The organism is Mycobacterium sp. SMC-4 (assembly GCF_025263265.1).
Taxonomy (GTDB): Bacteria; Actinomycetota; Actinomycetes; order Mycobacteriales; family Mycobacteriaceae; genus Mycobacterium.
In genome coordinates, this window is the sequence record NZ_CP079869.1 from 2,695,697 (window position 1) to 2,707,716 (window position 12,020).

Consider the following 12,020-nt stretch of genomic DNA (forward strand, 5'->3'; position numbering starts at 1 on the left):
CGTCGGTGGGGCGCAGGGCATGTGGCCAGGCTGGAGCACCCGGTCGGCTACCGGACGCAACTTCTATCCTGATTCGATGAGCGCCGCCCCCGGGACCTCGGCGACCGTGCGGCAGCCCCGCCGCGCGGTCATCGATCGCGGCTGGCGCGCGATCGGTCCCGGCGTCGAGGTTCTCAGCACCGACGACGGAGGACCACTGAGTCGGACGGTGAAAAGGATCATCGACCCGCTGGTGCTGCGGCTACGCGTCAACACCAGGTACTCCGCGCCCTTCGTGGCACCCGACGTCGGTGCCGAGATGCATGCGGAGATTGTCGGACAAGCCGATACGCTGCGTGCCGCCGCGTCGTGGTTCGACGTGCTCAAGCGGGAGCGGCGCCGACTGCGGATCACCAACGGGAACGCCCAGGAACTGTACTTCCCGTTCTGCTTCGAACTCGCCGTCACCCGTGGAGACCCCGACGAGAACGACTGTGGTGCAGCGGAATCACTGCTGATCGAACTCCATTCCGGGCGGAACCGGACGGCGGCCGAGGCGCTCGACAGGTATCTCGGAGACGACGACGCCGTCGAAGCGCTCGCAGTGCAGCTGGAATGTAGCTGGCGTGACGTGCGCCCCGGTGACGAGATCACCGGGCCGTTCCTGGCCGGACTGTCGACAGTGCTCGGCCGCGCCGACGGTCACACTGCGGTGATGGCGCGTCAGCGGGTCTGGTCGGCGCTGATCGCCGATGTCACCCCGTACAACTTGGGCGCCTCCGCGCACCGGTCCGGTGCGATGCTCCCGTGGTCGATCGTGGAGCTCGGGCTGAGTTCGGCACTGCCTCAACAACCTCCGGCGATCACAGGCAGCCGCGGCGATCGACCGCTGGACCGCAGTATTGCCGACCGGGTACGGGCAACGCTGCGCCGCACCTCGCCGGCCCGCGACGAGCTTCCCGACATACCGCTGTTGTGTGCCGAAGAGGTCGACCGGGCCTGCGCGCCGTGGGGTCTGCTGGGTGAGGACAAGCAGGCGACGGTGATCGCCGGAATCGAGGTCGGGGTCGACCTTGCGCCCCTTGAGGACGCCGCGCAGGCCCGCCATGATCTGTCCCGGCATATCCAAGCCCGCCTGCGCAAAGAGGCCTATGTGCTGCACGCGCGGCGCTACCTCGTCGATGGTGGGCCGGTGCATCCGCGCCAGCAGGCGGTCATCGACGAACTGGCGGCGTTCCGCCGACCGTATCTGAGCCGGCTGTGGGCCCGGCTGCACGGTCGCGACGTGTGGCAGGAACCGTGCTCAGACGTCGACGAAGTTCGCGAGCTCCTCGAGGGGGTCGCAAGGTCGGTCAGTCTGGACCACCGTCAGCGGATCAAGTCGATGCTCGCCGCGGGGCAGCGGTGATGCGGTTCATCGCCCAAGCGGGTCTGTGGACCACCGGATCGGCCCCGGATGCGCCGCCGGTGACCGCGGTGCTGGAGGTCTCCGGTGCGGTGTTGTCCTGGACGGTTGACGGAGCACCCAATGACGTCCACTTCGCGTTCACCGATCCCGCACGGGCGGACTGGCTGTGGCGCATCACCGGCGAAGAGGCACACAGCGCGGTGATTTCCGCGCTCGGGTCGGCCGTCGCCCAGGGGGAGCTGGAGGTCGGCAAGGCCGACGTGCAGCCCGACACCCTGCAGCCGCTGCGCCGCCTCGCGCTCGGTCACTGGCTGCGACGTTGGTGGCCCGCAAGTCGGCGCGACGGTATCGCCGAGCTAGACGCGGCGGTTCTCGACGGCGAGCTCGCATTGCTGACCGCGGCCGCGCCGGATTATTTCACCGACGACACGTTCGACTCTGACGTCGAAGCGCTGCTCGGGCCGCACACCGCGGCGCTGGACGGTCTGACCCGGCACGTAGACCAGCGGGTCCGGGATCTTGCGTATGCCTGCGCCGAGTTGATCTCCGAACTCGGCGTGCACCCGATCGGTGTGGGGCCCGTTGACGAGCGAGCAACCCGCCAGGACGACTACGCCCTGGTCGCCGGTGCGGGTGCCACCGGCGCCGCAGCGGCCATCGCGACCGGGGTTTCCTCGGTACGCTGGGCTGCCGTTCCGGCCGGGGTCTTCGACGCGGCCGACAACACCATTGCCTGGCGCATCGAATCGACCGGCTCTGTCGTTGAAGCGGTGGTCCAGGTCGAGCTGTCCGGTCCTGGGTCGCCCGCAGGCATCCCGGTGTCGGTGAGGTCGGGCGGGTTCGGCGGAACGGGAACGCTGGACGGTTCGGGAACGGCATCCGTAACGATCGTGGATGCCGAACTGGCCCCGCTGACCGAATCTGTTGCCTGGGGCCTTGATTGGGTGCAGGCAGCGGTTACGGTAGGAGTCGAGGTCGCCGAGCCGGCGCAGCTTCGGGAACGGGTACGCAGCTACGCGCGCAGTCGCCTGGCACTGCGCGGACCCGATACCTTCCTGGCCGAGATCCTCGCCGCCGAATCGGATTACTGATCGTCGCGGTGGTTCGCCGTCATGGACTTGCGGATCTGGGCAAGCCGCTCAGCGGCGGCTCGCTGACGCGCGTCGTACTGCTGCTCGACGGCGCGTCCCTCCGGCGTCTCGGCCGCCAACTCGGCGGAACCGATCGAGGTGGCGTAGCGGTTCTCGATCTTCTCGCGCACCGAGTCGAAGGTCGGCACCCCATCGTCGGTATAACCAGTGTCGACCGGGATCGCCGGGTCGTCGGACAGTGCCGGGCCGTCCGGCAACGCTGAGGCGTCAGGCAGGTCGCTGGGTTCATCCGGCATGACACCAAGCTACCCGGCCGTGCAGTCGTGGCTGTCAACTCACCGGGGCTTGGCCAGTGGGAACGGAAGCGTCTCCCGGATCGATCGCCCGGTGATCAGCATAACGACCCGGTCCACACCCATACCGAGCCCGCCGGTGGGCGGCATCGCGTATTCCATCGCCTGCAGGAAGTCCTCGTCGAGCTCCATCGCTTCTGGGTCCCCGCCCGAAGCCAGCAGTGACTGCTCCTGCAGTCGACGCCGCTGTTCGACCGGATCGGTCAGCTCGCTGTATGCCGTCCCGAGTTCCACGCCCCAGGCCACCAGGTCCCAGCGTTCGGCGACGCCGGCAGTGCTGCGGTGCGGCCGGGTCAGCGGCGACACCGAGGTGGGGAAGTCCTTGTAGAACGTCGGCTCACGGGTCTGGTCCTCGACGAGGTGCTCGTAGAGCTCGAGGACGACGGCCCCGGCGTCCCAGTGGCTCAGGTACGGGACGCCGGCGGCATCGCAGAGCCGCCGCAGCGTGGAAAGCTCGGTATCGGGAGCGACGCGTTCACCCAGAGCTTCGGACACCGCGTCGTGGACGGTCTTGACCGCCCACTGCCCGGAGATGTCCACCGGCTCCAAGACGCCGTCGGCGCGCGATCGCATGAATACCTGAGCACCGTTGGCGGCCTGCGCGGCGTTCTGGATGAGCTCACGACACCCGTTGATCCAGACGTGGTAGTCGGCGTGCGCTTGATAGGCCTCCAGCAGCGTGAACTCGGGGTTGTGGCTGAAGTCCACGCCTTCGTTGCGAAAGGCGCGGCCGAGCTCGAAGACCCGTTCGACACCGCCCACACACAGCCTCTTCAGGTACAACTCGGGCGCGATCCGTAGATAGAGGTCGAGGTCGTAGGCGTTGATGTGGGTCAGGAACGGCCGGGCATTGGCGCCACCGTGAATCTGCTGCAGGATCGGTGTTTCGACCTCCAGGAAACCGTTGGACACCAACGTTTCGCGAATCGCGTGCAGAACCCCGCTGCGCGCGGTGATCAGCTCTCGCGCCTCGCTGTTGACCGCGAGATCGACGTAGCGGGCACGCACGCGGGCCTCCTGGTCGGTCAGCCCCTTCCACTTGTCCGGCAACGGACGCAGGCACTTGCCGATCAGCCGCCACCGGGTCAGCAGCGTCGACCACACCCCGGAACGGCTGTGGCCCATCTCGCCGGTGGCCTCGATCAGGTCGCCGAGGTCGATCGTTCGGGTGAAATCCGCGGGTGTGCTGCCGTCGAGAAGCGACGTGTCGAGCACCAGCTGAATCTCGCCGGACCAGTCCCGCAGTTGGACGAACAGCACGCCGCCGTAGTCCCGCATCCGCAGTACTCGACCGGCAACCGTCACCGGTGTGCCTGCCTCTTCCGAAAGCGCCTGCGCCACTGAGTGTGTCGGCGGGACGCCGACGGGGTAGGCGTCCACGCCGCTGTCCTGCAATGCTTTCAGCTTGGTGAGCCGAACCCGTACCTGCTCGGGCAGACGGGGCATCTGGGCGGGGTCGGTACCTATCTCGACCGTGCCCGCATCCGGTGCGGTGCCGTCCTGATGGAGCAGGCCGGTGGCCACCAGGGTTCCCGGGGCGGCGACATGCCGGCCGGTGTGCGGCTGCTCATGGCGTCGCGAAAACGGCAGCACCAGAAAGCCTTCGGCGATCACCGAGGCAACTCCGACCCGGGGCACTTCCCGTGCGTCGTCGTAACATGCATACCGCGGCACCCAGTCGGGCTGGTATTTCATGTTCGACCGATACAGCGTTTCCAGTTGCCACCAGCGGGAGAAGAACACCAGAAGCCGGCGCCAGAGTCGGGCAACGGGCCCGGCGCCCAGTTGTGCCCCCTGTTCGAACGCGGATCGGAACATCGCGAAGTTCAGTGACACCCGCGTGATCCCGATGTCCTGAGCCTGTCGGCACAACTCGCTGACCATCAGCTCGATGGTGCCGTTGGGCGATCGCGGGGAGCGGCGCATCAGATCCAGCGACACACCGGTGGTGCCCCACGGCACCAACGACAACATTGCTACCACCTTGTCACCGTCGATACCCGCCTCGACGGCTTCGACCAGTAGACAGTCGCCGTCAGCGGCATCGCCGAGGCGGCCCAGCGCCATGGAAAAGCCACGTTCGTCGTCGGTGTCGCGCCACGCGTCGGCGCGCTCGATCACCGCCGCCATCTCCTCGGCACCCAGGGTGCGGTGCCGACGCATCCGGACGGTGACGCCGGCGCGACGTGCGCGAGTGACAGCCTGGCGTACCGCACGCATATCTGGTCCGGAGAGCCGAAATTCATCGGTGTGCAAGATTGCTTCGTCACCCAGTTGCAGGGTGTTGAGTCCGGCGCTGCGGAAGGCCTGGGCGCCGGCCGCGGAGGCACCCATCACTCCGGGTGCCCATCCGTAGCGCTGGCACATCTGCAGCCACGCATCAATGGCCGCCGGCCAGGCTTTGGGATCACCGATCGGGTCACCGCTGGCCAGGCATACCCCGACCTCGACCCGGTAGGTGATCGCAGCTCGCCCGCTTCGTGCGAACATCACCGCTTTGTCGCGGCGGGTGGCGAAGTAGCCGAGTGAATCGTTGTTGCCGTAGGCCTCCAGCAGGCCGCGGATCGCCGATTCGTCCTGCCCGGTCAGCGCGTTGACGGCGCGTTGCGACTGAAACAGCACGATCGCGGCCGCCACCAGCGCCAGTGCGCCGAACAAGCCGAGCAGGGCGTTGACGAAGACATGTGGTTCGCCCGAGAAGGAAGCCGCGTCGGCGCCGGCGAACGCACCGACCCGGTTGAGCGCATACCAGAACCGGTACGGGCGAGTCAGGGTCCCGGGGAACAGCTCCAGCAGCGCCCAGCCGATCAGCGTTCCGATACCCATCCCGGCGATCAGGACGACTGCTGCCTTCAGCAGCGCCCCGCGCCGCACCTTGGCCCAGAACTCCTTGCGCGCCAGGAGCAGGAACGCCACCGCTGCGACGTGGAAGCCCAGGCCGATCAGCTCCCCGACGTGCTCGGGCCAGCGCTGGCCACCGCTGATCAGATCGATGGCGTTCACGATGCCGGCACCGACGAGATAGCCGAGCAGGATCCACCAGGCGATACGTTTGCGGGCGGCCAGCGCCGCGGCCAACAGCGCCAGCACGACAGCCCACGCGAAGCTGGTGTCGGGAAAGTTGAAGATGTAGTCGTCGACGAATTCGCGGGGCACCCGGATCACCGACCGCACCAGCGGGGAGATGCTCGCCAGCAGCGACAACGTCGCGATCACGCCGACGAACCAGCCGGCTGCCGCCGGAACCCACCGGTTACCGGATGGCGACCGGGTCCGCCCGGCGGTGATGTGCGTCATGGGCCGCGGTGAATTCGGTGTCACCAGACCGGGCCGGTGTATTTCTCGCCTGGACCTTTTCCGGGTTCGTCCGGAGCAGCGCTGGCCTCGCGGAAAGCCAGCTGCAACGTCTTGAGTCCGTCGCGGACCGGTCCGGCGTGCGGGCCCAGATATTCTGCAGACGCCGTGACCAGCCCGGCCAACGCGGTGATCAGGCGACGGGCTTCGTCCAGGTCGCGATGTGGGCTGTCGTCGGGATCGTCGGCCGACAATCCCAGCTTCTCGGCCGTCGCGCTCATCAGCATCACGGCGGCCCGGGTGATCACCTCGACGGCGGGAACCTCGGCGAGCTCGCGCACCGGCGGAGCGTCCGGGGATTCGGCGTGTGCAGGATCATCGGTCATAGCTGCTAGACTTGCACGCGCGACCGCCCCGGCGAACGCTGGGCGCAACAAGTGGAGTCCCACTCCCACCGCTGGCCGATGAAGTTTCGAGGGTACAGCGGTCCGGTCACAGACATCGATGATGTCTGTTCTGGTCGGCACTGGGCCCTGCATTGAGCAGGGCTTTCTGTTCTGAGGAACAGGGTGTCGACGGCGTGGGCACTCCTGAGGACAGCAGGCACTATCCAGGGAGGCCCCATCAGCACTGAGACCCGCGTCAACGAGCGCATTCGCGTACCTGAGGTTCGCCTGATCGGACCGGGCGGTGAACAGGTAGGCATCGTGCGCATCGAAGATGCTCTCCGCGTCGCCGCGGATGCTGATCTCGATCTCGTCGAAGTAGCTCCCAACGCCAGACCACCGGTCTGCAAGATCATGGACTACGGCAAGTACAAGTACGAGACGGCCCAGAAGGCGCGCGAGTCTCGCAAGAACCAGCAGCAGACCGTCGTCAAGGAACAGAAGCTGCGTCCCAAGATCGACCCGCACGACTACGAAACCAAGAAGGGTCACGTCATCCGCTTCCTGGAGGCGGGGTCGAAGGTCAAGGTGACGATCATGTTCCGCGGACGCGAGCAGTCGCGGCCCGAACTGGGTTTCCGGCTCCTGCAACGCCTGGGCGCCGACGTTGCCGAATACGGCTTCGTCGAGACATCGGCCAAGCAGGACGGCCGCAACATGACGATGGTGCTGGCACCGCACCGCGGCGCGAAGACTCGCGCCAAGGCGGCGCACGACGCCGATGCGCCGGCCCGGGGATCCGGCGGCGCGCAGGCCGACCATCAGACCGACCCACAGAACTGAGGAAACATGCCCAAGGCGAAGACCCACAGCGGCGCTTCGAAGCGGTTCCGTCGCACCGGCACCGGCAAGATCGTGCGGCAGAAGGCAAACCGTAGGCACCTGCTGGAGCACAAGCCGTCCAGCCGCACCCGCCGCCTCGACGGCCGCACCACAGTGTCCGGCAACGACACCAAGCGCATCGCGAAGATGCTGGACGGCTGAGCTTTTCCGCCGTTGAGCCCCTGAACTGACCCGTACGAGATAGGAACACCCCATGGCACGCGTGAAGCGCGCAGTCAACGCGCAGAAGAAGCGGCGCACAATCCTCAAGGCTTCCAAGGGTTACCGCGGCCAGCGGTCGCGCCTGTACCGCAAGGCCAAGGAACAGCAGCTGCACTCCTTGACCTACGCTTACCGGGATCGCCGCGCCCGCAAGGGCGAGTTCCGCAAGCTGTGGATCTCGCGGATCAACGCGGCCGCCCGCGCCAACGACATCACCTACAACCGGCTGATCCAAGGGCTCAAGGCCGCCGGCATCGAGGTGGATCGTAAGAATCTCGCCGAGATCGCCGTCAGCGATGCGGCCGCCTTCACCGCGTTGGTGGAGGCTGCCAAGGCTGCGCTGCCCGCCGATGTCAACGCTCCGTCAGGCGAGGCTGCCTGACCCTCACCGAGCGATCTGCCCGGGTGGTCGCGGCGACCAAGCTGCACCGCCACACCGGGCGCCGCCGCGCCGCACGCTTCCTCGCCGAGGGCCCCAATCTCGTCGAGGCAGCGTTGCGGCGCGGAGTCGTTTCCGAGGTGTTCGCCACCGAGGTTGCCGTACAGCGATTTCAGACGCTGCTGACAGACGTTCCGGTCCAACTGGTCACCGAGCGCGCCGCCAAGGCGCTGTCGGATACCGTGACTCCGGTTGGTCTGGTTGCCGTGTGCACGATGCCCGAGGCGTCGCTGTCTCACCTCGTGGAGAGTCGGCCACGATTGGTGGCCGTGGCCGTACAGATCGCCGATCCCGGTAATGCCGGAACGCTGATACGGCTCGCCGATGCCATGGGCGCCGACGCGGTGGTCCTTTCGGGCGACGCCGTCGACCCATACAACGCCAAGTGCCTGCGGTCGTCGGCGGGCAGCATCTTCGCGCTGCCAGTTCTCGAGGCGCCGGATACCGCCGCGCTGATCACCGCGCTGCAGGAAGCGGGCATGACGGTGCTGGCCACCACCATCGACGGCGAGGTGCCGCTCGATGATGCGCCGCTGTCGGGACCGACCACCTGGCTGTTCGGATCCGAGGCTCACGGGTTGTCTGCGGCCACCGCGGCTGCCGCGGACGTGCGAGTGCGCATTCCCATGGCCGGTAGTGCCGAGAGTCTGAATGTCGCTGCTGCCGCCGCGATCTGCTTGTACCAGAGCGCCCGGGCGCATCGACGATAAGGGCGCTGTTCTGATCCTCAGCTGATCATCAAGAGTTAGCTGACATCGTCGGTTCTGCGTAGCCTGGGCTCCCGTCTGCCGGCCGACGCACCGTCCGCCTCGGAGATCCATAGCTGATCATGGCAGCATCTCACCGCGCCATGACGACGTGGCGAACCCTCGGAACTCATTGCTGTACTGCCTTTTTGGCTCACAGCAAAGCGGCGTCGCCGGCTGGCATCATCGGCTTGCCGGTTTGCTGTTGCCCACCCGTCAATATCGTGCGGGTGACTGTGGTCACCATCCGGTAGGCTGGGACTACGTTCGCTCTTGCAGATTCAGCGAATCGCCAGGGGAATCACAGTGGCAGGGGGGCCATGAAGAGAATTTTCGTATTACTCAGCGCCGTGGCCATCGGGTTCGCACCCGGTGTGGCCCACGGCGCGACCGCGCTGATCGTCGGCGGGGCAGGGCCCTACGCCGAACTGAACGAACAACAGATCCGCTCCGCGCTCGGTGGGTATTTCGCGGACTACGACCTCGTCAAGGTGCCGTTCCCCGGCTGGTCGACCTTCGCCTACTCGATCGATGTCGGTTCCGACAACATGATGGCCGCCATCGAGCGGACAGCCGGACCGAAGACCATCGGCGGAGTATCCAAGGGCGGGCCGGTGATCGACGAGGTACTGCGTCGGTTGATGGCAGATCCAGACCGACCGCCGCGCGAGGAACTCAATGCCGTCATCTACGGCTATCCCAACCGCACCGTGTTCGAGAGCAACGGGGTCGAGTATCGTCCGCTGCCAGAAACCCCATACGACATTCTTATCGTCAAAGCCGAGTACGACGGCCTGGCCGACTGGCCGGACGATCCGAGGAATTTCCTGGCCGTGGTCAACGCGTTGATGGGTGCTACCCAGCTGCATGTGAACGCCGCGTTCTACGACATCAACACCGTGCCTCGGGAGGCGCCCTATTACATCGAGACCACCAATAGTCTGGGCGGAACCACAACGAGCATCCTGATTCCCACGCCGATCCTGCCGTTGTTGCGTCCGCTGGCGCCTTTCGGCACGAATCCCTTCGTGCGGTACCTGGACGCGAGCCTGCGACCGATCATCGATGCCGCCTACGACCGTCCCGCGGCGCCGACACAGTCCGCGAGGACACCTGTTGCGCAGCGGTCGAAGGTCGAAACCGACACGTCCGCAGAGGAGTTGGTGCCGGTCGAGTCACCCGCCGTGCGCGAGACCAAAGTCACCGCGGACCTCGCGGACCTCACGGACCGAGCAGACCTCGTCGCCGATCCGCCGTTGCCGGCGAAGGAGCGCACACGGCCGTCGCGCGCGACCGACGCCGGTGAGACGTCGGTGCGCCGGGCCGGCAGCCGCGCGGGGGTCCGATCCTCCACGGGATCAGGCGAGTCCCGGACGTCGACCGGACGAAACCCGTAGCTGAGCCACAAATATCACGCAATACTCTGCAGTCACACCGGTCACAGCGGTACCTCGCGAAGTAAGGGCCCGCGAGTGCCCGCCTCGCAGCGACAACGCAGCGACACGGCCGTCGTGTCAGCCCGGCATGTCATCGTCCGACCATGCGGAGAAAAACGTTGGTACGTGGCCTCGACCAGCGGTACCTCTTGACGACCTACATTCACGAGCGCGGAGTAGCGACTGTCGACGAGCTCATCGATTGCCCGGACTACCACGGGTTCGAAGTCGGGGACCGGGCTTGGAAGGTGGTATCGGATGCGCTGCGATGGGAGTGTTTGCGCGAGCGGGTGATTCGTGTCGGCCGCGGTCGGTACCGACAGGGTTATCTGCTGCGCGCCACCGCCTACCGTATCGATCTGCGGGTATGGGCGTTGCGCCAGCAGGCTCGGGGAGGGGACGGGGCGACCGGTGCGGCATGACCGGCCGTGGCGTCTTGTCGCTGCGCTGTCGCTATGAGCCGGGCATCTGCCGGTGGTTGGTCTGGTCGTGACCGGTGTGGCCCAAGGACGTACCACCCCTCACCGGTCTCAGTCGCGTAACAACCCCTTGGCCACATGAGTGATCTGTACCTCGTTGCTCCCGGCGTAGATCATCAACGATTTCGCATCGCGGGCCAACTGCTCGACCCGGTACTCGGTCATGTAGCCGTTGCCTCCGAACAGTTGGACGGCTTCCATCGCGACGTCGGTAGCCGCCTGCGAGCAGTACCACTTGATGGCCGAGGCCTCGGCCAGCGACACGGGCTGGCCGGCCTCGGAGGCTTCGATCACCCGGAAAAGCATGTTGCGCACGTTCATTCGTGCAACTTCCATGTTGGCCAGCTTCAACTGGATCAGCTGGAACTGTCCGATCTCCTTGCCCCACAGCGTGCGTGACTTCGCGTAATCCACACTCAGGCGCAAGCACTCCTCGATGACACCCAGAGCCATCGCAGCCACCCCGATGCGCTCGGCGGAGAAACTCGACCGCGCGCTTTCACGGCCATCGCCGGCGCTGTTGTCCTCGGTCTCACCCAGCAGTCGATCCCTGCCGAGTCGGACGTCATTGAAAAACAGTTCACCGGTGCGGGAGGAGTGAATCCCCATCTTGTGGAATGGCTTGGACTGGACGAAACCCGGCATGCCCTTGTCGAGTACGAAGGTCAGGACCTTGCGGTCGCGTTTGTCGATCGACGGGTTCCCCTCTTCGAGCTTGGCGTAGACCACCACCACGTCGGCATCGGGACCATTGGTGATGAATGTCTTCTGCCCGTTGAGGATGTAGTCGCCCGAACCATTGGGGTCACGCGTCACATAGGATTTCATGCCACCGAAGGCATCCGATCCCGAGTCGGGTTCGGTGATGGCCCACGCGCCGACCTTGTCGTAGGTCACCAGGTCCGGCAGCCAGCGTTCCTGCTGCGCCAGGGTACCCCGGCTCATGATGGTCGGGACGGTCAAACCGAGGCTGACGCCCATACCGGTCACCACGCCCATGCTGACCCGGCAGAGCTCACTGACCACCACGAAGCCCATCCCCGGCGAACCGCCCGCGCCGAACATGCCCCCGCCTGCGCCCTTGGCCACCGTCACCTCTCCGCCGCGCAGCCGCTCGAGTCGCTTGTTCAGCGATTCGCGGGCCATGTCGGCGATGCCGAACGTGGCGAAGAGCTTCCGGATGATCGGGTAGGGCTCCATCTCGCCGCTTTCCAGCGCGTCGACATGAGGCCGAATCTCCTTGTCGACGAACTCGCGGACCGCGTCACGCACGGCAATATCAACGTCAGACCATTCCAGCATGGC

12 protein-coding genes are annotated in these 12,020 nt (G+C 66.3%); 8 read left to right on the forward strand and 4 right to left on the reverse strand.

Annotated elements, in window-relative coordinates; genetic code table 11:
- Window positions 1-76 precede the first annotated feature (76 nt).
- Window positions 77-1,387, forward strand: a complete 1,311-nt coding sequence (locus tag KXD98_RS13050; protein WP_260764815.1) for a hypothetical protein — start codon at window positions 77-79, stop codon at window positions 1,385-1,387.
- Complete coding sequence (locus KXD98_RS13055) at window positions 1,387-2,478, forward strand: hypothetical protein (RefSeq protein ID WP_260764816.1); 1,092 nt, start codon at window positions 1,387-1,389, stop codon at window positions 2,476-2,478. Before KXD98_RS13050 ends, KXD98_RS13055 begins: the two co-directional genes overlap by 1 nt.
- Here the strand turns inward: KXD98_RS13055 and KXD98_RS13060 are convergent.
- The 3 genes from KXD98_RS13060 to KXD98_RS13070 are packed head-to-tail and all read right to left on the reverse strand — an operon-like array spanning window position 2,472 to window position 6,511.
- Entirely contained in the window at window positions 2,472-2,774 is a 303-nt protein-coding gene (locus KXD98_RS13060) for a PspA/IM30 family protein (protein ID WP_260764817.1), read from the reverse strand. The two genes, KXD98_RS13055 and KXD98_RS13060, sit on opposite strands and share 7 nt — an antisense overlap.
- 39 nt (window positions 2,775-2,813) lie before the next feature.
- Window positions 2,814-6,128, reverse strand: coding sequence for a bifunctional lysylphosphatidylglycerol synthetase/lysine--tRNA ligase LysX (lysX, locus tag KXD98_RS13065; protein ID WP_260764818.1), 3,315 nt, complete (start codon window positions 6,126-6,128; stop codon window positions 2,814-2,816).
- Window positions 6,129-6,148: 20 nt separating this feature from the next.
- On the reverse strand, window positions 6,149-6,511 hold the full coding sequence (locus tag KXD98_RS13070; RefSeq protein ID WP_260764820.1) for a DUF1844 domain-containing protein: 363 nt from the start codon (window positions 6,509-6,511) through the stop codon (window positions 6,149-6,151).
- 237 nt (window positions 6,512-6,748) lie between these two features.
- Here KXD98_RS13070 and infC point away from each other — a divergent pair, with 237 nt between their 5' ends.
- From infC to KXD98_RS13100, 6 genes are all read left to right on the forward strand, one after another.
- On the forward strand, window positions 6,749-7,354 hold the full coding sequence (infC, locus tag KXD98_RS13075) for a translation initiation factor IF-3 (RefSeq protein ID WP_260765176.1): 606 nt from the start codon (window positions 6,749-6,751) through the stop codon (window positions 7,352-7,354).
- A gap of 6 nt (window positions 7,355-7,360) precedes the next feature.
- A complete protein-coding gene (gene rpmI, locus KXD98_RS13080) occupies window positions 7,361-7,555 on the forward strand; it encodes a 50S ribosomal protein L35 (protein WP_260764822.1) in 195 nt (64 codons plus the stop codon).
- 52 nt (window positions 7,556-7,607) lie between these two features.
- Window positions 7,608-7,997, forward strand: coding sequence for a 50S ribosomal protein L20 (gene rplT / locus KXD98_RS13085; protein WP_260764823.1), 390 nt, complete (start codon window positions 7,608-7,610; stop codon window positions 7,995-7,997).
- A gap of 23 nt (window positions 7,998-8,020) precedes the next feature.
- Entirely contained in the window at window positions 8,021-8,764 is a 744-nt protein-coding gene (locus tag KXD98_RS13090) for an RNA methyltransferase (protein ID WP_260764825.1), read from the forward strand.
- Window positions 8,765-9,120: 356 nt separating this feature from the next.
- The gene (locus tag KXD98_RS13095; RefSeq protein WP_260764828.1) at window positions 9,121-10,197 is read left to right on the forward strand and encodes a PE-PPE domain-containing protein; all 1,077 of its coding nucleotides are present in this window, start codon (window positions 9,121-9,123) and stop codon (window positions 10,195-10,197) included.
- Between the two features lie 143 nt (window positions 10,198-10,340).
- Complete coding sequence (locus KXD98_RS13100; protein ID WP_260764829.1) at window positions 10,341-10,658, forward strand: hypothetical protein; 318 nt, start codon at window positions 10,341-10,343, stop codon at window positions 10,656-10,658.
- A 108-nt stretch (window positions 10,659-10,766) separates the two neighbouring features.
- On the opposite strand, the gene KXD98_RS13105 is transcribed toward KXD98_RS13100, so the two are convergent.
- On the reverse strand, window positions 10,767-12,017 hold the full coding sequence (locus tag KXD98_RS13105; RefSeq protein ID WP_260764830.1) for an acyl-CoA dehydrogenase family protein: 1,251 nt from the start codon (window positions 12,015-12,017) through the stop codon (window positions 10,767-10,769).
- Window positions 12,018-12,020 lie beyond the last annotated feature (3 nt).

Coding starts and splice junctions, on each gene's coding strand:
- KXD98_RS13050 (WP_260764815.1), top strand. CDS start 77: ATGAGCGCCGCCCCCGGGACCTCGGCGACCGTGCGGCAGCCCCGCCGC.
- KXD98_RS13055 (WP_260764816.1), top strand. CDS start 1,387: ATGCGGTTCATCGCCCAAGCGGGTCTGTGGACCACCGGATCGGCCCCG.
- KXD98_RS13060 (WP_260764817.1), bottom strand. CDS start 2,774: ATGCCGGATGAACCCAGCGACCTGCCTGACGCCTCAGCGTTGCCGGAC.
- lysX (WP_260764818.1), bottom strand. CDS start 6,128: ATGACGCACATCACCGCCGGGCGGACCCGGTCGCCATCCGGTAACCGG.
- KXD98_RS13070 (WP_260764820.1), bottom strand. CDS start 6,511: ATGACCGATGATCCTGCACACGCCGAATCCCCGGACGCTCCGCCGGTG.
- rpmI (WP_260764822.1), top strand. CDS start 7,361: ATGCCCAAGGCGAAGACCCACAGCGGCGCTTCGAAGCGGTTCCGTCGC.
- rplT (WP_260764823.1), top strand. CDS start 7,608: ATGGCACGCGTGAAGCGCGCAGTCAACGCGCAGAAGAAGCGGCGCACA.
- KXD98_RS13095 (WP_260764828.1), top strand. CDS start 9,121: ATGAAGAGAATTTTCGTATTACTCAGCGCCGTGGCCATCGGGTTCGCA.
- KXD98_RS13100 (WP_260764829.1), top strand. CDS start 10,341: ATGCGGAGAAAAACGTTGGTACGTGGCCTCGACCAGCGGTACCTCTTG.
- KXD98_RS13105 (WP_260764830.1), bottom strand. CDS start 12,017: ATGCTGGAATGGTCTGACGTTGATATTGCCGTGCGTGACGCGGTCCGC.